Origin of the sequence: Sphingomonas tagetis (assembly GCF_024211275.1) — a bacterium.
In the GTDB taxonomy this organism is placed as follows: domain Bacteria; phylum Pseudomonadota; class Alphaproteobacteria; order Sphingomonadales; family Sphingomonadaceae; genus Sphingomonas; species Sphingomonas tagetis.
This window is the reverse complement of record NZ_JAMLDX010000026.1, coordinates 1-20,897: the sequence shown is the minus strand read 5'-3', so window position 1 is coordinate 20,897 and position 20,897 is coordinate 1. Positions and strand designations below refer to the sequence as shown.

24 protein-coding genes and 2 tRNA genes are annotated in these 20,897 nt (G+C 65.3%); 12 read left to right on the top strand and 14 right to left on the bottom strand.

Annotated elements, in window-relative coordinates:
- Nucleotides 1-63: 63 nt before the first annotated feature.
- The 3 genes from M9978_RS21275 to M9978_RS21265 all read right to left on the bottom strand — a co-directional run bounded on the left by M9978_RS21275 (nucleotide 64) and on the right by M9978_RS21265 (nucleotide 2,872).
- Nucleotides 64-606 (bottom strand): hypothetical protein, encoded by a 543-nt coding sequence (locus M9978_RS21275; protein ID WP_254296910.1) that lies wholly within the window; start codon nucleotides 604-606, stop codon nucleotides 64-66.
- Nucleotides 607-669: 63 nt separating this feature from the next.
- Complete coding sequence (locus M9978_RS21270; protein WP_254296908.1) at nucleotides 670-1,416, bottom strand: SDR family NAD(P)-dependent oxidoreductase; 747 nt, start codon at nucleotides 1,414-1,416, stop codon at nucleotides 670-672.
- Between the two features lie 31 nt (nucleotides 1,417-1,447).
- The gene (locus tag M9978_RS21265; protein ID WP_254296906.1) at nucleotides 1,448-2,872 is read right to left on the bottom strand and encodes a sigma-54-dependent transcriptional regulator; all 1,425 of its coding nucleotides are present in this window, start codon (nucleotides 2,870-2,872) and stop codon (nucleotides 1,448-1,450) included.
- Nucleotides 2,873-3,021: 149 nt separating this feature from the next.
- Here M9978_RS21265 and M9978_RS21260 point away from each other — a divergent pair, with 149 nt between their 5' ends.
- The 6 genes from M9978_RS21260 (at nucleotide 3,022) to M9978_RS21235 (ending at nucleotide 8,207) form a co-directional block, all read left to right on the top strand.
- Nucleotides 3,022-3,147 (top strand): aa3-type cytochrome c oxidase subunit IV, encoded by a 126-nt coding sequence (locus M9978_RS21260; protein WP_254296904.1) that lies wholly within the window; start codon nucleotides 3,022-3,024, stop codon nucleotides 3,145-3,147.
- Nucleotides 3,148-3,319: 172 nt separating this feature from the next.
- The gene (locus M9978_RS21255; RefSeq protein WP_254296902.1) at nucleotides 3,320-4,441 is read left to right on the top strand and encodes an NAD(P) transhydrogenase subunit alpha; all 1,122 of its coding nucleotides are present in this window, start codon (nucleotides 3,320-3,322) and stop codon (nucleotides 4,439-4,441) included.
- A gap of 26 nt (nucleotides 4,442-4,467) precedes the next feature.
- Nucleotides 4,468-4,746, top strand: a complete 279-nt coding sequence (locus tag M9978_RS21250) for an NAD(P) transhydrogenase subunit alpha part 2 (protein WP_069318748.1) — start codon at nucleotides 4,468-4,470, stop codon at nucleotides 4,744-4,746.
- Nucleotides 4,747-4,750: 4 nt separating this feature from the next.
- Nucleotides 4,751-6,187: an NAD(P)(+) transhydrogenase (Re/Si-specific) subunit beta gene (locus M9978_RS21245; RefSeq protein WP_254296899.1), complete on the top strand. Its 1,437-nt coding sequence runs from the start codon at nucleotides 4,751-4,753 to the stop codon at nucleotides 6,185-6,187.
- Nucleotides 6,188-6,235: 48 nt separating this feature from the next.
- A complete protein-coding gene (locus M9978_RS21240) occupies nucleotides 6,236-7,129 on the top strand; it encodes a hypothetical protein (RefSeq protein WP_254296897.1) in 894 nt (297 codons plus the stop codon).
- Between the two features lie 166 nt (nucleotides 7,130-7,295).
- Entirely contained in the window at nucleotides 7,296-8,207 is a 912-nt protein-coding gene (locus M9978_RS21235; RefSeq protein WP_254296895.1) for a helix-turn-helix domain-containing protein, read from the top strand.
- Between the two features lie 21 nt (nucleotides 8,208-8,228).
- Here the strand turns inward: M9978_RS21235 and M9978_RS21230 are convergent.
- Together M9978_RS21230 and folK are read right to left on the bottom strand one after the other, a co-directional pair.
- A tRNA-Lys gene (locus tag M9978_RS21230) sits at nucleotides 8,229-8,304 on the bottom strand.
- Between the two features lie 42 nt (nucleotides 8,305-8,346).
- Entirely contained in the window at nucleotides 8,347-8,829 is a 483-nt protein-coding gene (gene folK, locus M9978_RS21225; RefSeq protein WP_254296893.1) for a 2-amino-4-hydroxy-6-hydroxymethyldihydropteridine diphosphokinase, read from the bottom strand.
- A 22-nt stretch (nucleotides 8,830-8,851) separates the two neighbouring features.
- Here folK and M9978_RS21220 point away from each other — a divergent pair, with 22 nt between their 5' ends.
- A complete protein-coding gene (locus M9978_RS21220; protein WP_254296891.1) occupies nucleotides 8,852-9,508 on the top strand; it encodes a uracil-DNA glycosylase in 657 nt (218 codons plus the stop codon).
- 346 nt (nucleotides 9,509-9,854) lie between these two features.
- Here M9978_RS21220 and aguB read toward each other — a convergent pair whose 3' ends face one another.
- The 6 genes from aguB to M9978_RS21190 form a co-directional block, all read right to left on the bottom strand.
- Nucleotides 9,855-10,709: an N-carbamoylputrescine amidase gene (gene aguB / locus M9978_RS21215; protein ID WP_254296888.1), complete on the bottom strand. Its 855-nt coding sequence runs from the start codon at nucleotides 10,707-10,709 to the stop codon at nucleotides 9,855-9,857.
- 7 nt (nucleotides 10,710-10,716) lie between these two features.
- The gene (locus tag M9978_RS21210; protein WP_254296886.1) at nucleotides 10,717-11,067 is read right to left on the bottom strand and encodes a DUF3147 family protein; all 351 of its coding nucleotides are present in this window, start codon (nucleotides 11,065-11,067) and stop codon (nucleotides 10,717-10,719) included.
- Nucleotides 11,064-12,029, bottom strand: coding sequence for an agmatine deiminase family protein (locus M9978_RS21205; protein ID WP_254296884.1), 966 nt, complete (start codon nucleotides 12,027-12,029; stop codon nucleotides 11,064-11,066). The genes M9978_RS21210 and M9978_RS21205 overlap by 4 nt, the downstream gene beginning before the upstream one ends.
- 270 nt (nucleotides 12,030-12,299) lie before the next feature.
- On the bottom strand, nucleotides 12,300-13,955 hold the full coding sequence (locus tag M9978_RS21200) for a M28 family metallopeptidase (protein ID WP_254296882.1): 1,656 nt from the start codon (nucleotides 13,953-13,955) through the stop codon (nucleotides 12,300-12,302).
- 125 nt (nucleotides 13,956-14,080) lie between these two features.
- The gene (gene rpsD, locus M9978_RS21195; RefSeq protein ID WP_254296879.1) at nucleotides 14,081-14,695 is read right to left on the bottom strand and encodes a 30S ribosomal protein S4; all 615 of its coding nucleotides are present in this window, start codon (nucleotides 14,693-14,695) and stop codon (nucleotides 14,081-14,083) included.
- Nucleotides 14,696-14,960: 265 nt separating this feature from the next.
- Nucleotides 14,961-15,740, bottom strand: coding sequence for a DUF1134 domain-containing protein (locus M9978_RS21190; protein ID WP_254296877.1), 780 nt, complete (start codon nucleotides 15,738-15,740; stop codon nucleotides 14,961-14,963).
- Nucleotides 15,741-15,915: 175 nt separating this feature from the next.
- Here M9978_RS21190 and M9978_RS21185 point away from each other — a divergent pair.
- The 4 genes from M9978_RS21185 to M9978_RS21170 all read left to right on the top strand — a co-directional run bounded on the left by M9978_RS21185 (nucleotide 15,916) and on the right by M9978_RS21170 (nucleotide 17,633).
- A tRNA-Ser gene (locus tag M9978_RS21185) sits at nucleotides 15,916-16,005 on the top strand.
- A gap of 65 nt (nucleotides 16,006-16,070) precedes the next feature.
- Nucleotides 16,071-16,793, top strand: coding sequence for an IS6 family transposase (locus M9978_RS21180; RefSeq protein WP_254296875.1), 723 nt, complete (start codon nucleotides 16,071-16,073; stop codon nucleotides 16,791-16,793).
- Nucleotides 16,794-16,815: 22 nt separating this feature from the next.
- Nucleotides 16,816-17,256, top strand: a complete 441-nt coding sequence (locus tag M9978_RS21175) for a hypothetical protein (RefSeq protein ID WP_254296873.1) — start codon at nucleotides 16,816-16,818, stop codon at nucleotides 17,254-17,256.
- Between the two features lie 89 nt (nucleotides 17,257-17,345).
- Complete coding sequence (locus tag M9978_RS21170; RefSeq protein ID WP_254296871.1) at nucleotides 17,346-17,633, top strand: nuclear transport factor 2 family protein; 288 nt, start codon at nucleotides 17,346-17,348, stop codon at nucleotides 17,631-17,633.
- Nucleotides 17,634-17,730: 97 nt separating this feature from the next.
- On the opposite strand, the gene M9978_RS21165 is transcribed toward M9978_RS21170, so the two are convergent.
- The 3 genes from M9978_RS21165 to M9978_RS21155 form a co-directional block, all read right to left on the bottom strand.
- Nucleotides 17,731-18,027: a hypothetical protein gene (locus tag M9978_RS21165; protein WP_254296868.1), complete on the bottom strand. Its 297-nt coding sequence runs from the start codon at nucleotides 18,025-18,027 to the stop codon at nucleotides 17,731-17,733.
- 138 nt (nucleotides 18,028-18,165) lie between these two features.
- Entirely contained in the window at nucleotides 18,166-18,954 is a 789-nt protein-coding gene (locus M9978_RS21160) for a hypothetical protein (RefSeq protein ID WP_254296865.1), read from the bottom strand.
- Between the two features lie 44 nt (nucleotides 18,955-18,998).
- Nucleotides 18,999-20,168, bottom strand: coding sequence for a tetratricopeptide repeat protein (locus M9978_RS21155; RefSeq protein WP_254296862.1), 1,170 nt, complete (start codon nucleotides 20,166-20,168; stop codon nucleotides 18,999-19,001).
- 363 nt (nucleotides 20,169-20,531) lie between these two features.
- Here M9978_RS21155 and M9978_RS21150 point away from each other — a divergent pair.
- On the top strand, nucleotides 20,532-20,897 hold a 366-nt coding region (locus tag M9978_RS21150; protein WP_254296860.1), incomplete at its 3' end, for a hypothetical protein.

Below are 20,897 nucleotides of genomic sequence, written 5' to 3'. Positions count from 1 at the left end.
TGGGCGTTCCTCACGTGTACGCGCGAGGATGGGAAGCCAGTCCGCTGCCCGTCAAGAGACGGATCAGTGGATCGCGCGCTGCGTCAGCACCTCGGCCTTGCCGCCCTGCCACTTCACTTCCATCGCCGGTTCGGCGGTCTTGCCCGGCGCGAACAGCTCATAGATCAGCGCGCCGGTATCAACCTGCCGGCTCTCGATCACGCGCTCGGGCGTGAAGGCGTCCGCCTTGGCTGCTGCGGCGGCGCGGACTTCGGCGGGCGCGGTGGACCAGTCGATGTCGCGTTGGACCTCGACCGCGATCAGCCTGCCGTCCGGCTGCTGGAGCACGTCGATCTCGACTTCGCTGCCGTCGGTCTTGCTGCCCTCGACGTCATAATAGACGCGGCCCTCGCGTTCCTTGCGCTCGGCCTCTGCGATCTTCATGCCCGGGACGGTCGCTTCGACCAGTTCGATGAGGCCGGGCGGGAGATCGCGGTCGGTGACGTTGGTGATGGCGGTCTCAGGTCCAGCGGGCAGCACGCCGTTGTCGGCGGTGTTGCCGGTTTCGGGCGCTTGCGAACAGGCGGCCAGGATCAGCGGCAAGACGAAAGTGGCAGCGCAGCGCATGAAGTCTCTCCCACATGGTAACCGGTTACCATGGTGGCGCGCGCGCCTCGCGAACGCAAGCCGTCAGAGCGTGTAGCCGCCGTCGCTGAGCAATGTCGTGCCGGTGATCAGCGCGCCCTCCTCGCCAAGCAAAAAGGCGATCTGCGCGGCGATCTCGTCCGCCTTGGCATAGCGGCCGAGCGGGGTGGCGAGCTTTGCCATCTCCGCAAAGGCGGCGTCGCGGCCGATCTGCGCGGCGCGCTCGGCGAACATCGGCACTGCGTCCCACACCCGCGTCTCGACCCCGGCGGGGGCGATGGCGTTGACGCGAATGCCGTCCGTTGCCCCCTCCTTCGCCGCGACCTTGGCGAGATGGATCAGCGCCGCCTTGGAGCAGCCATAGGCGGCGACACCGGGTTCGGCCTTCACCCCCGCCGCCGAGGCGGTCAGCACGATGCTCCCGCCGCGCCCCTTCATCGCCCGCATCGCCGCGCGCAAGGTCAGGAACGCCCCGTCCAGATTGACTGATAGGATGCGCCGCCATTCGGCGAAGTCGTGGTCGGCGATGGTGGATGCGCCCGCGACCCCCGCGTTCACGACGGCATGATCGAGCCCTGCCAGATCGACCCGATCCCACAGCGCCTCGTCCGCGACATCGCCGGCAACCCGCACTGTCGCAGCCCGCAATTCGACCGCGGCCAGCGCATCTGCATCCCGATCGACGAGGATGAGCTTGGCAGCCCCCGCATCCGCGAGATGCCCGGCGACGGCCAGGCCGATGCCCGACGCCGCGCCGGTGATCAGCGCGATCTTTCCTTCAAAATTTGCCATGCCGGCCTTTTAGCCGGTCGCACTGCCGGAGTCAGGCCGCGTTCTGGTCGATCCCCAGCTCACCGAGCTTGCGGTAGAGCGTCGAGCGGCCGATGCCGAGGCGACGGGCGACTTCGGTCATGCGTCCGCGATAATGGCCGATGGCGAGGCGGATGACGTCGGCCTCGATCTCTTCGAGCGCGCGCAGATTGCCGTCGGGCTTGAACAAGGTGACCCCCGCGCCCGAAGCCGCGCCGCCGCCCCCCGACACGCCCGAGCGCCCGCCCGAAAGCTGCGCGATCTGCGGGAAATCGGCGCGGGTCAGCGCGTCGCCGTCACACAGCACGGCGGCGCGGAACAGTGCGTTCTGGAGCTGGCGGACGTTGCCGGGCCAGTCATAGCTGCCAAGCACGGTGATCGCATCATCGGTGATGCCGAGCGGACGCAGCCCCGGCTGTTCGCCGATGCGCGCCAGCAGATGGCGGGCGAGCGGGGCGATATCGCCGCCGCGGTCGCGCAGCGGCGGGATCGTCACCTGGACGACGTTGAGCCGGTAATAGAGATCCTCGCGGAAGCGGCCTTCCTCGACCTCGGTCGCCAGCGTCTTGTTGGTCGCGGCGATGATGCGCACGTCGACCTGGCTGACATGGCGCGCGCCGATCGGGTGGACTTCGCCCGACTGCACGACGCGCAGCAATTTGACCTGCGCCTCGAGCGGCATCTCACCGATCTCGTCGAGGAAGATGGTGCCGCCATCGGCCTCCTGAAAGCGGCCGATCTTGCGCTCGAAGGCGCCGGTGAAGGCGCCCTTCTCATGCCCGAACAGCTCGGATTCGACGAGGTTGGCGGGGATCGCGCCGCAATTGACCCGCACCATCGGTTTCGAATGGCGCGGCGACGCGGCGTGGATCGCCTCGGCGACGACTTCCTTGCCGACGCCGCTCTCGCCCTCGATCAGCACGGGGACGCGAGCGCGGGCGGCCTTTGCCGCGATCGCGAGCGCGGCGCGGAATTGCGGCGCGCTGCCGACGATCTCGTCGAAGGCGAGGTTGGCGGTGAGCTTTTCGGTGAGCGGACGAAGTTCGCCTGTGACCTTGGCGCCGACCGCGGTGTCGAGCGCGGCAAGGAGGCGATCGGGGGCGAGCGGCTTGACCAGAAAATCGGTCGCGCCCGCGCGCATCGACGCAACGGCCGTCGTCACCGAATCATTCGCGGTGAGCAGCAGGATCGGCAGCATCGGGCGGTTGGCGCGCAGTTCGGCGATCAGGCCCGCCACGTCGAAATCCGGCGCCCAGTGATCGAGCACGATCGCGTCCAGCGCCATGCCGTCTGGCGTGCCCAACGTCGCCAGCGCGGTCTCGCCATCACCAGCGAAAATAGTGCGCCAGCCGCGCCGCGCGGCGATCGCCGCGACCAGCCGCCGCTGTGCCGGCTCGTCGTCGATCAGCATCAACTGGCGCTGGCCGTTGCGCGTCATCCAACTGTCCCCAATGTCCCGTTCTTAGGCAGATGGGATAGCGGCAACGGGTAAAGAGCGGCTTAAGCGTCCCAAAGCGCGCGGGGGTTGAGGGTGGGGAACACCGCGTCTAAGGAGGCTGGCAAGCGAGCAAATTAAGGGGACGACGCATGGCCCAGAGCGGCGAGATGAAGGCGCATGACAACACCTATGGCGGGTTCCTTCGCATGCTGAAGGTCGGCACCGCGATTACGGTGGTCGTCGCGCTGCTGGTGATCTTCCTGATCGCATCCTGATTCTGACAGCCGATGCTGGCATCGAGTGATGCCGTTTCGGCAACACGCTGGCCGAATGGCGGACTTGGCGCCGCTCGATCCGGCAGGCTAGACACGAAAGGGGCGATGCGATCACCGGACTGGCGGCAATGACGCCGGGCGGTGACCGCATTCCACGGAGGGGCGGAACAGCGTGAAGATTGCAGTTCTCAAGGAAACCGCTGCCGGGGAGCGGCGGGTTTCCGCAACACCGGAAACGGTCAAGAAATTCATCGCGCTCGGCGCCGAGGTGGCGGTCGAGGCCGGTGCTGGCGCCACCGCGTCGTTCGACGATGCGGGCTTTGCCGCGGTAGGCGCGAAGGTTGGATCGCGCGCCGAGGTGCTCGCCGATGCCGATATCTTGCTCGGCGTGCAGGGGCCGGCACCCGACGCGCTCAAGGGCATCAAGTCCGGCGCATGGCTTGCGGCGGGGCTCAACCCGTTCGGCGAGCGCGCGCGCGTCGACGACTATGCCGCGCTCGGGATCGAGGCGCTGGCGATGGAATTCATGCCGCGCATCACCCGCGCGCAGTCGATGGACATCCTCTCCTCGCAGTCGAACCTTGCCGGTTACAAGGCGGTGCTCGACGCGGCCGGCGAATATGGCCGCGCCTTTCCGATGATGATGACCGCCGCCGGCACAATCTCGGCCGCCAAGGTGTTCGTGATGGGGGTCGGCGTCGCCGGGCTTCAGGCGATCGCCACGGCCCGTCGCCTCGGCGCGCAGGTCTCGGCGACCGATGTGCGCTCGGCGACCAAGGAGCAGATCCAGTCGCTCGGCGCCAAGCCGATCTTCGTCGAGAATGTCGCGGGGATCGAGGGCGAAGGCTCGGGCGGCTATGCCACCGAGATGAGCGACGAGTATAAGGCGGCGCAGGCCGAGCTGGTGTCGTCGCACATCGCCAAGCAGGATATCGTCATCACCACCGCGCTGATCCCGGGGCGCCCGGCCCCGCGCCTGATCAGCGACGCGCAGATCGCGAGCATGCGGCCGGGCAGCGTGATCGTCGATCTGGCGGTCGAGAGCGGCGGCAATGTCGAGGGCGCGGTCGCAGGCGAAGTGGTCGAGAAGCACGGCGTCAAGATCGTCGGCCACCGCAACGTGTCGTCGCGGCTGGCATCGGATGCCTCGGCGCTGTTCGCGCGCAATCTCTACAACTTCCTGTCCGCCTTCTGGGACAAGGAAGTGGGCAAGCCGGTGCTCGACGAAGAGATCGGCAACGCGATCCGCCTGACGCAGGGCGGCAAGGTTGTGAACGAGCGGCTGCTCGGCTGATTTAACACGCGCAAGGGGGCGCAGACATGGACTTCATCTCGATCCTGTCGATCTTCGTGCTGGCGTGTTTCGTCGGCTATTATGTCGTGTGGTCGGTTACGCCGGCGCTGCACACGCCGCTGATGGCGGTGACCAACGCCATTTCCTCGGTGATCATCGTCGGCGCGCTGATCGCGTCGGCGGCGGCCGGGAGCGAGACCGCCAAGTGGCTCGGCCTCGTCGCCGTCGCGCTCGCCAGCGTGAACATCTTTGGCGGGTTCGCCGTCACCGAGCGCATGCTCGCCATGTACAAGAAGAAGGGCTGAGCCGATGCACGAGGCTGCTCCCGTCAACCCCTGGGTTGCGCTCGCCTATCTGATCGCGGGCGTGTGTTTCATCGTCGCGCTGCGCGGCCTGTCCTCGCCGGCGACCAGCCGCCGCGGCAACCGCTTCGGCATGGCCGGCATGCTCATTGCCGTGGTGACCACACTGATCACGCACGAAATCGCCTCACTGCCCGAGATTCTCGGCGCGATCGCGATCGGCGGCGGCTTCGGCTGGGTCGTCGCGCGCAAGATCAAGATGACCGACATGCCGCAGCTGGTCGCGGGCTTTCACAGCCTCGTCGGTCTTGCCGCCGTGCTGGTCGGCGTCGCGGCGTATCTGAACCCGCAGGCGTTCGGCATCGTCTTTCCGGCGGCTTCCGAACATGCCGGGCTGATCCTGCCGGTCAGCCGGATCGAGCTGGGGCTGGGCGTCGCGATCGGTGCGATCACCTTCTCCGGATCGGTGATCGCGTTCCTCAAACTCAACGGAAACATGGGCGGCGCGCCGATCATGCTGCCGGGCCGCCACGTCATCAACCTCGGCACGCTGGCGGGCATCCTCGGGCTGATCGCGTTCTTCACCGTCCAGCTCGAGCAGCCCGAATGGGTATTCTGGACGGTACTGGCGCTGTCCTTCGCGATCGGTTTCCTGCTGATCATCCCGATCGGCGGCGCGGACATGCCGGTCGTGGTGTCGATGCTCAACAGCTATTCGGGCTGGGCAGCGGCGGCGATGGGCTTCACGCTCGGCAACACCGCGATGATCATCACCGGCGCGCTGGTCGGCAGCTCGGGTGCGATCCTGAGCTACATCATGTGCCGCGCGATGAACCGCAGCTTCATCAGTGTGATCGCGGGTGGCTTTGGCGGCGACAGCGGCGGTGCGGGCGCGGGTGCGGCCCAGACCGACCGGCCGTGGAAACGCGGCTCGGCCGAAGACGCTGCGTTCCTGATGCAGCAGGCCGAGCAGGTCATCATCGTCCCCGGCTATGGCATGGCGGTGGCGCAGGCGCAGCATGTCCTTCGCGAGATGGGCGACAAGCTCAAGGAGCATGGCGTGCGCGTGAAGTACGCGATCCACCCGGTCGCGGGGCGCATGCCGGGGCATATGAACGTGCTGCTCGCGGAAGCCAACGTGCCCTATGACGAGGTGTTCGAGCTGGAGGACATCAACTCCGAGTTCAGCCAGACCGACGTCGCCTTTATCATCGGCGCCAACGACGTGGTGAACCCGGCGGCCAAGACCGACAAATCCTCGCCGATCTATGGCATGCCCGTGTTCGACGTGAACAAGGCCAAGACGGTGCTGTTCATCAAGCGCTCGATGGGCGGTGTCGGTTATGCCGGGGTGGACAATGACGTCTTCTATCAGGACAACACCATGATGCTGCTGGCCGACGCCAAGAAGATGGTCGAGGAAATCGTCAAGTCGCTCGACTGATTTTCGACGCGGACGCGCCGGCCGCCGCATAGGGGGTTGGGGCGAATGGTGAATGTCGGAAGAATCCTGGAAGGCGCGTTCGGCCTGATCCGCGAGCATATCGCGGCGGTGGCGATCTGGGCGGGAATCTATCTCGCGGCGAATGTCGCGATGCTGCTCACCGTTCAGCCGATGATGGCGGGGATGTTCAGCTCGGCTGCGGCGGGCGACCCGTCGTCGATGATGGCCGCGATGCTGCCGATCTACGGCATGAACCTCGTGCTGATGCTGGTTGGCATCATCCTCTACACCGCGGCGATGCGCGCGGTGCTGCGGCCGCAAGCCGGCGGGCTGGGCTTCCTGCGCGTCGGCATGGACGAGCTGCGCATCCTGCTGTTGCTGCTGCTGTTCATCGTCATGGGGTTCGTGCTCGGGCTCGGCTTCACGCTGATCTTCGGGCTGCTCACCGCAGGCGCCGCCGCGGGGAGCGATTCGATCGGTCTGACCATCCTGGTCGGCTTCTTCGGCGGCCTCGCCGTGTTCGGCCTGTTCACCTTCCTGCTGATCCGCTTCTCGCTCGCCTTCCCGCTCACGCTCCACCGCCGCCAGTTCGTGATCGGCGAGGCGTGGACGCTCAGCAAGGGGCGGTTCTGGACGCTGTTCGGTTCGGCTTTGGTCGTGACGCTGATCGGTTTCATGCTGACGATGGTGGTCGGGGTGTTCGCGGCGGGCAGCTATTTCGCTGACATCATGGCGGCGTCGGGCGACCCGGAGGCGGCGGCCGGCGTGGCCGAGCGCCAGATGGCGGCGGTCGGCACCCTCGGCCCGGCGATGATCCTCCAGACGCTGGCCGGGGCGGTGATCGGCGCGGTGTGGATCGCGCTGAGCGGCGGGAGCGCGGCGACCGCGGCCAAGCTCATGCTCGCCGAGGAGTTCGACGACGCGGAAGCCGTGTTCGGTTAATACGGAATCCGATCTAATCCGGCTTGTGTTCATGATCCGTTCTGGAGATCATTGATCCGGGATGGATTGAGAACGGAGGGGCTTGCGGCTTGCGCTGATCGCTTCGCCGGGCAAAACCATCCGCAATGCCGTGCAAAGCGGAGGTTTCGGATGGTTTGAGACTCAAGTGAATGCCGCCCCGCTCTGGGGCGCCGACGCGCCGACCGCGCTGATCGTCGCCGCGCCGGAGCGGATGAGCGGCAATGTCCGGGCGATCGAGGCGTCGGGCGCGCGGCTCGTCGGGCAGGTGACGCCGGAAGCGGCGGACGGCCGGATCGCACGCCAGATCGCGCTCGACCTGATTCTGTTCGATGCCACTGGCCTCGCTCCCGAAACCGCCACCGACACCGCGGTGACGCTGGCGGGCTGGGCGGCGGAGCGCGATTGCCGCATCGTCGCCACGCTGACCCCCGACGCGATCGACGCAGTCGCCTCGCCGTTGCTCACCACTGCCGCGACCTTGCTGTGCGGCGCGACCCCGGCGGAGGAAGCCGCGGCACTGCTTGCCGCCCTGCCCCAGCCCGCCGCGCGGTTGCACGATGCGACGTGGGAGCGCGAGGCGGAGCGGCTGCGGCTGCTCAACGAGGAAGTGGCGCGGCTGGCCGAAGTGTTGAGCCAGCTCGCCGCCGAGCGCCCCGAGAGCGTCCGCGACCGCAGCCACGGCTTTCGCGCCGATGTGCCCGCCGAACCTGATCCCGACCCGCGCACCGTCCGCGCCACGATCCGCGCGCGGCGGCTGCGCGACCAGTATTTCACCGGCGCACTGTTCGCCGATCCCGCCTGGGACATGCTGCTCGACCTCTATGCGGCGCGGCTCGAGCGGCGGCGCGTGTCGGTGTCGAGCCTGTGCATCGCCGCCGCCCTGCCGCCGACCACCGCGCTGCGCTGGATCGGGACGATGCACGACGCCAATCTGTTCGGCCGCGAACCCGACCCGACCGACAAGCGCCGCGCGCACATCACACTGACGCAACGCGCAGCGGACGCGATGCGCGGCTATTTCGCGGCGGCGGCAAAGGCGGGGCTGGTGGCGGCCTGACATCGGCAGCAATGCCTCAAGTGGTGGGCTCGCCGGGATTCGAACCCGGGACCTACAGATTAAAAGTCCGTTGCTCTACCGACTGAGCTACGAGCCCGCACTTGAGGTGGGGTGCACCTAAGGGCGTGCTTTCCTCCGGTCAACCGGCTCGGCGCGTGAGAAGCGCGGCAAGCTGGCGGATCGTGCGTCCGGTGAGCGGATCGCGCCATGCCGGGACCAGCGCCAGCACCGGCCGGAGCACGAACGCGCGGTGACGAAATTGCGGATGCGGGACGATGAGACCCGGACTGGACCACGCGCCGCCCGACCACAGGATGATGTCGAGGTCGATCACCCGCATGTCCCAGCGGCGACCGGCGCGGCGGCCAAAGGCGCGCTCGATTCCCTTGAGGCGGCGGAGCAACTCGGGCGGAGACTCGCCGCTTTCGATCAGCAGCGCGGCATTGGCGAAGCGGCGGCGCGACGGGCCGAGCGGCGCGGTGGCAATGACCGGCGAGGCGTTCACCACGCCACCAATCGCCGCCATCGCCGCACGCACCTCGTTCGCAGGCGAGCCGTGACGGCCACGGCGGTTGGAGCCGAGCGCGATGACATAGCGAGTGGCCGGACTTGTTGCCCCCATCGCCCGCGCCTATCGCAGGGCGATGCCTCCGCCAACCCCTCTGCCCGGCACCGAACCGCCGCACGATTGCCCGCGCTGTCCGCGGCTGGTGGCGCTGCGGCGGCAATTGCGCGGCGAGCATCCCGATTGGTGGAACGCACCGGTGCCGGCGTTCGGCGATCCCGATGCCTGGCTCGGCATCATCGGCCTCGCCCCCGGCAAGCATGGCGCCAACCGCACCGGACGGCCGTTCACCGGCGATTTCGCCGGCGACCTGATGTTCGCGACGCTGGCCAAATTCGGGCTGAGCGACGGCGAATATCAGTCGCGGCCCGATGACGGCCTGCGGCTCAACGGCGCGATCATCATCAACTCGGTTAAATGTCTGCCCCCGGAAAACAAGCCGACTCCCGAGGAAGTCCGCACCTGCCGCCCGTTCGCCGATGCGCAGGCCAATGCGATCCCCGCCCGCATCTTCATCGCGCTCGGCCAGATCGCGCATCAGAGCGCCGTGAAGATTCTCGGCGGGAAGCTGCCCAAATGCCGCTTCGGTCATCTGGCCGAGCATCGGATGCCCGATGGCCGCGTGCTGATCGATAGCTATCACTGCTCGCGCTACAACCAGAATACCGGGCGGCTGAGCGCCGAGATGTTCGAGGCGGTGTTCGCGCGGGCGGTCGAGTTGCGCGGCCGGGTGTGAACTCGACGGGCGGTTGACGAAGTTGACAAAAATGCGGGGGTTTCGGCCGATCGCGACGGGTTCGCGCCCGCGAAGCGACCGCAACGCGACCGGTTGGCGACATCCGGGCGACGATGACGCGACGCCATCGCGACACGCACGCGACGCCCGAGCGACGGGGTCGCGACGGTTTCGCACGCTGACGCGGCCACGGCGCGACACTGGTGCGCCAGCGACGAAACCGTCACGCGGCGGCTTTTGTCCGGTTTGCGGGGCGGCCCGTTCCATCAACCATGATGGAGCAAATCGATTCCAACATTTCAAGGCAATGGCTGGCTATCCTCGCCCGCCAGGGGAGGATTTCAGGTCAGACGTCCTCGACCATGCGGCGGTACAGCTCCGGCCGGCGGTCGCGAAAGAAGCCCATGCCGGCGCGGTGCTTGCGCGCGCGGTCGAGGTCGAGCGTGGCGGTGAGCACGCCGGTCTCCTCCGCGCCGAACTCGGCTAGGATGTCGCCCCATTCGTCGCAGATGAAGCTGTGGCCGTAGAAGCGCTGGTCGCCTTCCTTGCCGATGCGGTTGCTGGCGATCACGGGGACGATGTTGGACACGGCGTGGCCGACCATCGCACGGCGCCACATGCGGCTGGTGTCGAGCTCGGCGTCATAGGGCTCGGAGCCGATCGCGGTGGGATAGAAGAGCAGCTCCGCCCCCATCAGCATCATCGTGCGCGCGGTTTCGGGATACCATTGGTCCCAGCAGATGCCGACGCCGAGCGTGGCATCGGCGGCGGGGCCGTCCCACACCTTGAAGCCGGTGTTGCCGGGGCGGAAATAATATTTTTCCTCGTAACCGGGGCCATCGGGGATGTGGCTCTTGCGATAGACGCCGGCGACCTTGCCGTCGGGACCGATCATGGCGAGGCTGTTGTAGAAATGCGGGCCATCGGCTTCGAAGAAGCTGGTCGGTATGTGGATATGCAGCTCCGCCGCGAGTTTCTGCATCGCGGTGACGGCGGGGTGGCTGGCAACCAGCTTGGCGGTCGCGAACAGCGCCTCGTCCTCGACGCGGCAGAAATATTCGCCTTCGAACAGCTCGGGCGGCAGCACGACCTGAGCGCCCTTCCCCGCCGCCTCACGGACGAGGTCGGTGACGTTCGCGATGTTCTGCGCGGTGTCGGTGGTGAAGGCGAGCTGGAGCGCGGCGACAGTGATCTGGGTCATCTGATCCTCAAAGCTGGACGCCGAACCGCGCGGCGACCACGATGACTGCGAGATAGAGCGCCACCGTCAGCGCGCAACCCGCGAGCATCGCGCCACCGAACGCAACGCCGTGCCGCAGCAGCCACGGCACCAGCAGGAACATCGGCAGCGAGGGCAACACATACCAGAAAGTCGCCTCAAGGTGGCTGGCCATTCTCCCGGCGTCGCGGGTGTCGTGCCACAACCACATGGCCCCGAGCAGCGAGATCAACGGCAGTGAGGCAACCAGCGCGCCTAGCGCAGGACTGCGGCGCGCGATCATGGCGATGGCGGCGACGATCAGGCCAGACACCAGCGCCCGGACCCAGAACTGGGTCACTTCGGGATCTGCTGCGAGATGCAGTGGAAGCTCCCGCCACCCGTAAGGATATGGTCCGCGCGCAGGCCCACCGCCGCACGGCCCGGGAACAGCGCGCCGATCGCTTCGACCGCCTTGCGGTCGTTGGGCTGGCCGTAGAGCGGCACGACCACCGCGGCGTTGCCGATGTAGAAGTTCATATAGCTTGCCGGGACCACCTCGTCGGCGTGGATCACGCGGCCCGGTGACGGGATCGGCACGACCTCGACCCCGAACGCCTCGGCGCGGCGCCTGGCGTCCTGGAAGACGAGCCAGTTGGGGTCGTTTTCCTCCGCCACGGGGATCGCCAGCCGGTTGGGGCCGACGAAGCGCGCGAGGTTGTCGACATGGCCGTCGGTATGGTCGTTGGTGAGGCCATTGCCGAGCCACAGCACGCGGTCGAAGCCGAGATCGTCGTACAGCCGCTCTTCCGCCTCGCGCATCGACAGGCCGGGGTTGCGGTTGCGGTTGAGCAGGCATTGCTCGGTGGTGACGACCAGCCCGGTGCCGTCCCAGTCGAGCGAGCCGCCCTCGAGCACCCAGCCATGCGGCTCGACCTCGATGCGGCGCTTGTCGGCCAGCGCGACGCCGACTTCCTCGTCGCCGTCATATTCGTACTTGCCGCCCCAGCCGTTGAACTCGAAGGCGTGGCCGACGCCCTGATTGTCGAGGATCACCCCGGTGTCGCGCAGCCAGATGTCGCCGAAGGGCGTCACCACCACCTGCGCCGCATCGCCCGCGATCAGGCGCGCGGCGGTGGCGGCCTCATCGTCCGCGGCGACGAGCAGCACCTTCTCCCCTGCCCCATCGGCATGGACCGCGCGGGCGAAGGCGGCAACCTCCGCGCGCGCGGCGCCGAGCGATTCCCACAATTCGGGATGGCTGGGAAAGCCGATCCACACGGCCTTGTGCTTCGCCCATTCAGGTGGCGGCGTCGGCTTCATTAGGGTCTAAACTCCCTTGGAACGAGGTCGAGACGGAGCGGATTTTTGGTGCCAGGCTAGGAGCAAGGAGGGAGCGATGGGGTCCATCGTGACCGACGCGCGACGACGCATGGCACCAAAATCCGCCCGCCGCTGCGCGGTCGTCCGTGGAAAGCCGCCGAACAGCGTCGCTTGCTTGCGCGTAGCTTCAGCTACGCGACTGCGCTGCACTCCTTGTCGGCGGCTTTCCACGGACGATCTCGATCCTCGTTCCAAGGGAGTTTAGACCCTTTACTTGGCTCCTTCGCGGCTCTTGTCACGGATGCCGCGGAATTCGTCGCCATCGACCCAATTGGGCCACTCGGCGCTCATCGCCAGCATTCGGCCGACCGCATAATAGATTTGCAGGTCCTTTTCGACGCCGGACCAGTTCCATGCCGGGTCATATTGGTCCTTCGGGCCGTGATAGCGGTTCTTCTCATAGTCCATCGCCGCGGCCTTGCCGGCCGACTTGCCGCCCTCGATCAGGTCGTCGCCCGCGTCGAAATAGAGCATCGGCACGCCGTGCTTGGCGAGCATGAAATGGTCGGAGCGGTAGTAGAAGCCCTTCTCCGGGGTGGGCTCCATGCCGGCGGTGCGGCCCTGCTTGGCGAGCGCACGGTCGAGATAGGCGTCGAGGCCCGACTTGCCCTTGCCGACGACGATCACATTCTTCGCCGGCGGGGTCATGTTGAGCGCGTCCATGTTGACGCCGCCAACCGTCTTCGCATGTAGGAAGACCGGGTTGTCGCCATAATATTTGGAGCCGAGCAGGCCGCTTTCCTCCGCCGTCACCGCGATAAACACGAGGCTGCGGTCGGGCGCCCCGGCGGCCTTGTTGGCCTGCGCCAGCGCGATCAGCGCGGCGGTGCCGGTGGCGTTGTCGATCGCGCCGTTGCAGATGTCGTCGCCATCGGGCGCCTTTTCGCAGCGGCCGAGATGGTCCCAATGCGCGGTGTAGAGGACGTACTCCTCGGGCCGTTTGGCGCCGGGGAGGATGCCGATGACGTTCTTCGAGGCGTGCTTGCGGATGTCATTGTCGAAGCTGAGCGAGGCTTTGACGCTGCCGATCGGGACGGCCTTGAAGCCCTTGGTCTTCGCGGCGGCGGCGAGCTTGTCGAAATCCTGACCGCCCGAGGCGAACAGCAGCTTCGCCTTGTCGAGCTGGATCCAGCCGATCGCGGCGGACTGGTCGGCATGGCCGTTCGCGGCGTCGGCGACCTGCTGCTCGCCGGTCCAGCTCGACTGGACGACGTTCCAGCCATAGGCGGCGGGTTCGGTCTGGTGGACGATGATAGCGGCGGCGGCGCCCTGCCGCGCGGCTTCTTCGTACTTGTAGGTCCAGCGGCCATAATAGGTCATCGCGCGGCCGTTGAACTCGCCCTTGGCTTCGGCGGTCTGCCAGTCGGGGTCGTTGATCAGGATGACGACGGTCTTCCCTTTCACATCGACCCCGGCATAGTCGTTCCAGCCCTTTTCCGGGGCGTTGATGCCATAGCCGACGAAGACGACGTCGCTGTCCTTGACCGCGATCTTGGGCGTCACGCGATAGGTGCCGGCGACGAATTCGGGGCCGTAGTTGAGGCTGATCGGCTGGCTGCCGCCGGTGAAGGTCAGCGCTGAGACGTTCTTCGCGGTGATCGCGACCAGCGGCACGTCCTGAAACCAGCTGCCATTATTGCCCGGTTGAAGCCCCGCCTTCTGGAATTGCTGGACGAGGTAATCGAGCGTCTTCTTCTCGCCCGGCGTGCCCGGCGCGCGGCCCTCGAATTCGTCCGAGGACAGGACGCGGGTCGCTTCCTTCATCGTATCCATCGGGATTGCCGGCAGCTCAACCTCGGGCGGTGGCGCGGAGGATTGGGGGTTGCAGGCGGCGAGGCCGAGCAGGGCCAAGAGCGCGAAACGCATGGGCTTTCTCTCCCGAAACATCATGGCGCGTGTTGTGGCAGCGGGCCGGGCACCGGGCAAGCGGGCGCAAACGAAAAGGGCGGCCCCGCGGGACCGCCCTTTGTTGTTTCGGCTGAAGCCCGAACTTAACGCGAGTAGAACTCGACGACCAGGTTCGGCTCCATCTTCACCGGGTACGGCACCTCGTCGAGGGTCGGCACGCGGGTGAAGGTGATCTTCGACGCGCCGTCCGGGGCGACGTAATCGGGGATGTCGCGCTCGGCGAGGCTCTGCGCCTCCATCACCAGCGCCATTTCCTGCGCCTTCGAACCCAGCTCGACGGTCTCGCCCGGCTTGATGCGGCGCGAACCGATGTTGCACTTGTCGCCATTGACCTTGACGTGGCCGTGGTTGACCAGCTGGCGCGCGGCGAAGATCGTCGGCGCGAACTTGGCGCGATAGACGATCATGTCGAGGCGCTGCTCGAGCAGGCCGATCAGGTTCTGGCTGGTGTCGCCCTTCATCCGCGCGGCCTCGTCATAGGTCTTGCGGAACTGCTTCTCGGTGACGTCGCCGTAATAGCCCTTGAGCTTCTGCTTGGCGCGCAGCTGGATGCCGAAGTCCGACATCTTGCCCTTGCGGCGCTGGCCGTGCTGGCCGGGGCCGTATTCGCGCTTGTTGACCGGCGACTTGGGACGACCCCAGATGTTCTCACCCATCCGGCGGTCGAGCTTGTACTTGGCGCTAGAGCGCTTCGACATTTGAAATTCCTTACAACTGCTAACGACGTTGACCCGGCAGTCGCCTGCCTGATCGCGATTCCGGTTTCGCCTGTGTCGAGACACAGGGCCGCTGCTTCACCGGAGTGCAGGGCCGATTGCGAAGGCGCGCGGTTAGCTGTGTGGGGTCACGAAGTCAATGGCGCGCGGCGCCGGTCCGCTTCCGCAGCCGGACGCCTACGCAAGTAACTTATGGGTGGCCGGGTGGGGAGCGGGCCGGCGCCGCGTTCAGCGCAGTTGAACCCGATCAAAAAGGAAACCAGCGGCTCTTTTCGCTGAACTTCATGTAGCCGACATTGACGCCCGCGCGCCAGCCTACGCCGACCCGCACCGGGATCAGCACCACATCGCCGCGGCGCAGATAGGTCGCCGAGAAGCCGCCGACGAAATAGACGCGGCCCTCGCCCGCCGGGAAGCGCTTGTAGAGTTCCTGGCTGTCGTAGAGATTATAGACCAGCACGAACACCTTGTTGGCGTCGCCGCCGATGTCGAAGCCGACCGACGGTCCGGTCCAGAACACCTTGCGCTCGCCCTCGACCGCATGGACCATCTGGCCCGAACCGTAGCGCAGGCCGACGACGATCGCGCCCGATCCCTCGCTGCCCGCGATATAGGCGTTGGGCTCGCCCTGATCCTTGAGAATGTCCTCGATCAGCGAGGCGAGGCCGGTCGCGCCGCGGCCGAACACGCCCTCGGCGGCGCTGACCATGCGGACCCGGTCGAAGGTCGCTGGCGCCTCGGGCTTGACGAGGCCGGTGGCGGGCGCGGCCTGTGCGGCAGGCGCGCCGGGCGCCGTGTAGGGCACGCCCGCTGAATCCTGCGGCGGCGTGTCGGAGCCGGGATCGACCGGCTCGTCGGCGGGAATCGCGGTCTGCGGGCGTTGCTGCGGCGGCGCCTGCGGCCGGTCGAGATCGGCATCGATCGCGGTGTCGGGATCGACCGTCCGAATGGTCTGCGCCAGCGCCGGAGTCACCACCATCGACGGGACTGCCGTCAGCATTCCCAACCAGATCAACGCACGCCGCATATGATACCCTCCCGTCAGCATGGCATGACTCCGCGCTGGCACCAGGGCAATGAACCGGCGATGACCCGAGTCGATTTCGCGCCGACCCGAGTCCACAAGCGGCGACGGATTTCGATGAAACGGGCGGTTGATCCCCCGCCCCACCCTCGTTATAGCCGCGCTTCGCCAGCCAGCCGGAGACGTGGGTGAGTGGCTGAAACCAACGCTTTGCTAAAGCGTCGTACGGGGAACCGTACCGAGGGTTCGAATCCCTCCGTCTCCGCCACCTAGTCTGAAGGGTGCTGTCAAAGCAACGTGGCAGCGCCGGCTGCACCCTGCTAGCGGCGCGGAATGAGCCGCAAATCTCGAGCGAAGCCTCCCTCCCCGTTCCGCTATTTCAACTCGTCACCGGAAGTGATCCGGCTCGTCGTGCTGATGTACGTGCGGTTTCCGCTGTCGCTACGGAATGTCGAAGATTTGCTGTTCGAGCGCGGCATCGACGTGTGCCACGAGACAGTCAGGCTCTGGTGGAATCGATTCGGCCCCTTGTTCGCCCGGGACATCCGCCGCCAGCGCGTCGATCGCATGCGCGGTTTTCGCCATTGGAAATGGCATCTCGACGAGATGTACATCAAGCTCAACGGCGAGATGGTTTATCTCTGGCGCGCGGTCGATCACGAGGGCGAGGTGCTCGAGAGCTATGTGACCCGGACGCGTGACAAGAAGGCCGCCCTGACCTTTATGAAGAAGGCGCTCAAGCGCCACGGCTCGCCGGACGCAATCATCACCGACGGCCTGCGCTCCTACGGTGCCGCGATGGATGCTTTGGGCAATCGGGCGAAGCAGAAAATCGGACGCTGGTCGAACAACCTCATCGAGGGGAGTCACCTGCCCGTCCGCCGAAGGGAGCGAGCGATGCTCAGATTCAGGCGAATGAAGACGCTACAGAAATTCGCCAGCGTGCACGCCAACGTCCACAATCATTTTTTCCTGGAGCGCCATCTCGTCGACCGACAAACTTACAAGAAGCGCCGCTCGGCCGCACTGGCCGCGTGGCAATCGCTCGCGAGCTAGGCTGCCAGCTTCAAAGACCGAAATGCATCGTGTGGAGAGCCGTTCGCATTGGACTGACAGCACCATTCAGGACGAAGCTTACGCTCGCACCGATTCGGCCAACGCCGAGGAAAGCCGTCGGCAGCTTACCGAGCAGGCTGGCGTAAGAGCCAAGATCGACGCCGATCTTGCCGCGGCGCGGGGGCGTTCGACGGCGATGGCGCAGCCGTCCGCTTCAGGGAACCGGTCGTCTGCTACGGCGACCACGGCGCGCGCGGGAATCATCGTGAAGGACGACCGCGCTGACTTGGCACGCGAGGCGGCTGAAAAGCGGCAGCGCGAGGCAGACTACGCCGCGCAGGCTCGAGCACAGGCCGCTCTCGACGTCGAAAACGCACGAGTCAAAGCCGAATCCGAGGCTAAGGCGCGTAACTTCAAGCCGGTCGATCCCTGCAAGGTTAAAGGCTGTGCCAAGCCGGAATAGTCGTCGCTCGCCGTTTGGCATTGATTTAACCTTAGACGGGCGCCTTTGGTGTCGGACTCGCAGCTGCGGGAGGCAGTCGAACTGCTACGTTGGCGCGGATTACATCCAGCACAATCCGCATGTCGCGGCCGGAAGACTGGGCGTTATCGACTACTTTGACCGGATCGCACGCGAGTGCCCGGGAAAACGTCGAAGTTAAACGGGCAATAGTGGAAGGAGCGTTTGTCGTCCTGCATTGCCACCAGCATTGGCCCGGAGACCATGACTACGTTGGCATTGACATCTTCCGTTTGGATGATGTGGGCAAGATCGTGGAGCATTGGGACGTGCTGCAAATAGTCCTCGGGCATTCCGAGCATCCCAAAGGCATGTTCTGACGCCATCATCCGCTTCCCGCACAACTTGCGCCGTTTGCCGATCGTCTGCCATCGCTCACAGCGGACTCATGTCTCTTCTGACATGGCGGATTGAACACTAGCGCTGACGAATGAGACCCGACACTTGTCCATTACAGGCGTTGATCCACATCCATAGCCCGTCTCCGCCGAGCATTCGGCTTTGTGGAAGCTCCGCGACTACCCATTCATCCCGCTCTTCAATATATTTGACATCGAACGAGTAGGGCGCGTTTGCGCCCGGCGCGTCGGGCGCAACTTTACTCACCACTTCTGCAATGCGCCTGGCTGACGCTTCGTCGGGAACCGTTCGAAATGGAAGTGCACATGTGGGGGTCGCTGCGTTCAGCAAGGTCATCGCGAGACTGAACGTCATTTTTTAGCTCTCCGGAAAGCGAAGCATCCTACAGCAGCAACGCGGCAGCTAACCACCCAAATTCAGACCCGGGGCCCACCCTCCGCCGTCCGGGCAGTCCCTGCTTCCGCCAATCGGGTGCGGTGACACGTCATGCCGCTACGCATCACTTGAACATCGTTTGTCCACCGGGCTGGGATTCAAGGGAATGAAGCGCCCCTGCTTCCTTACAAAAACCTGGTCCCCGCTCGCTGTGCCGCGGTACGTCACCACGTAGCGATCGGTGTCGGCACGGTAGGCCACACTCCCAGTTACGTCAGCCGCGGGCTCGCTTGTGGGCTCGTCGCCTGGATCGAACTGGTAACCGGTGATCACCTTATTGAGCAGGAGCTTTGGCTGTTGGGGCTCAAGCGCGACCAAACTGGTGCATGTGAAGGCGTGGCCAAACCACATGCCAAAACCGGTCACTTCAACCACCGGAAATGGCCCGAGATCGGCGCGCATCTTCCACTCAGGCGCTCGCCCGAAGCTGCCCAGTGCGACGAAGCCCGGGTGGCGAGCAAGAACTGTGAATTTAGTGCCTTTGCGGCGCAGATACCAAAATCCGACATAGCCCGGATCGGGGTGAGCCGAACTCAAGGCGTCGCCGCTCGCAATAAATATGTCGTTCGATCCCACCTGAATTACCCTGCCGGGTTTGAATTGAACGGTCGTAGTTCCCACCCGAGCGACGGCGGGACGACCGGGTCCAAATACCGCGCGAGCTGCGGCGTCGGCGTCGATGTCTGACTTGCTGAGCGCCTTGCTTTCGGACGTTGCAGTTCCGCCTTCCGCGGCGGCGCGCGGCCTGCGATCGACAGCGGAATCGCATGCGCCGATAAAGGCAGCTGCCAGCACCACTGGCATATACGTTCGGCTGATCCTGAACGGCGTGCCGCGCTGGCTCACGCACCTCAATCGAATCCCTGTGAAAAGGGCATGAGCGGCTATTGTCATTTGGCCTCGCCAGAAATTTCCCACGCGAGACGCACCGATCCCCTGAAGATCTGCCGAGCCTTTTCCAGATCACGCTGGGCATCCGGCGTGAAGCCATTGTATCGAAGGAGCCGCCCTAACGCTTCTGTTTGTGCGTCACGCAATATCGTGCGAGCTCTGGGGCGAGATATACCACGGCGCATTAGCTCCTCGATCAAATTCCAGACGGTGGGTTCACGCTCGCCCTCCGCTCGCGATGCATGCTGGGTCCAGCGTTCGCTGATATGCGCTACCAACCCATCAAGTCCGCGTTGCTCGATCTTCTGAATCTCGAGGTTCGAGCTCAGCGCTTCTCTGATGGCCACAAGCTTTGGGTGACTGGGTGGCAGTTGAGCCTCGTATATCACCAAGGCTTGTCGAATATTGTATTCAGCGTCCTCGTAGCGCCGCTGTTCGTGGAGTACGTAGGCCACGGCCTCGTAGCTCTGAGCCAGCGGCAATTGATCTTGCGGCACTGCTTCCTGGCGAATTGCCAAAACCCGCCGGTAGAGTTTCAGGGCCTCCTCCAGCTCGTCCCGCAGCGTCAGGGCCATCGCCAGATTGCTGTACGCGACGACAAGCTCCGGGTCCGTTACCGACCTTGTGCGCTCCATCATGGCGATGATGACGCGCAACCATTTCTCCGTTTCCGCAAGGCGGTTATACCGCCTGGATATGAGCACCAGATCGGAATAGATCGTGACGATCTGCGGGTCGCCATCCGGCAGCAAGGACGTCTCAACCTGGATCGCTTTGAGATACAGGGCTTCCACATCTTCATACCGGCTGCGCCGAAATAAGCGATTGGCCAGCGCAAGATAGGCGCGCGCCTGATCGAGATGCGGCTTCGAGAAAGATCGCTCGGCGAGGGCCACAGCTCTTCTCGCATAGGCTTCATCGTCCTGCGACGACCGGAAGCGCGCGCCCACGTTTGACAGGTTGATGAGAAGATCGAGACATTCATTGGCCACCGGGCGGGAGGCTTCACATCGCTCAAGGTCCGCCTCGAGCAACGCATGGGAGGTCGCATAGTCGCCCTGCCGAAAGGCCTCTTCCGAAGCCGGGCTCGGCGGCCAGCTGTCGGCGGCGCTCGCGGCTTCCGCCGAAAAGCATAGCGCCAGCGCGATCCAGACTGAGCCAATTCGCATGCGACCATTCTGATCCACAACCTGGGACAATGCATCTGTTGAATTTGGTCAGAGCGCGCGGGCAGCGGCGGGCGGGTGCTGTCAAAGCAACGTGGCGGCGCCGGTTCGGCGTTGCTAGCGGCGCGGTATGAGCCGCAAACCTCGAGCCAAGCCTGCCTCCCCGTTCCGCTATTTTACCTCGTCACCCGAGGTGATCCGGCTGTCCAAATCTTTGGTGTGCTCCGCGTCAGCCCTCCTCCCACTTCAATGCCGGTTCCCCCAATAGCGGCTGTGCCGTGAGCGGCCCCGCAGCAGCATTTTACTGAGGACCGGAAAAGGCGCACTGTCGCGGGTACGCGTGATCACCGGAACGGGAGATGAGCAGTGAAATTACCCTATCGCGTAGCATTCGGCGCATGCATCTTCGTTTCCACCGCCGCCGTGACGCCTGACATGCTCCCATTGAATAAAGGCATCTACGTTCCCGCGGGAAAAGCATGCAAAGGCGCGTCCAATGCAGACATGGTCAATTACTGGGGTGGAAAGAGCGCGATCGGCGTCGCACAAGCGACCTGCACCATCAAGAAACTCAGCCGAAAGGGCAAAGCCTTTACGATAACGGACGAATGCAGGGATCTGCAAAGCGGCGACCTCATTGAGGGTGGCCCCACTCTCCTTACGATCAACGATCCCAGCAACTTTCGGATGAACGGAACGACTTACCGCTATTGCGGCCCCAAGGTGCAGTTC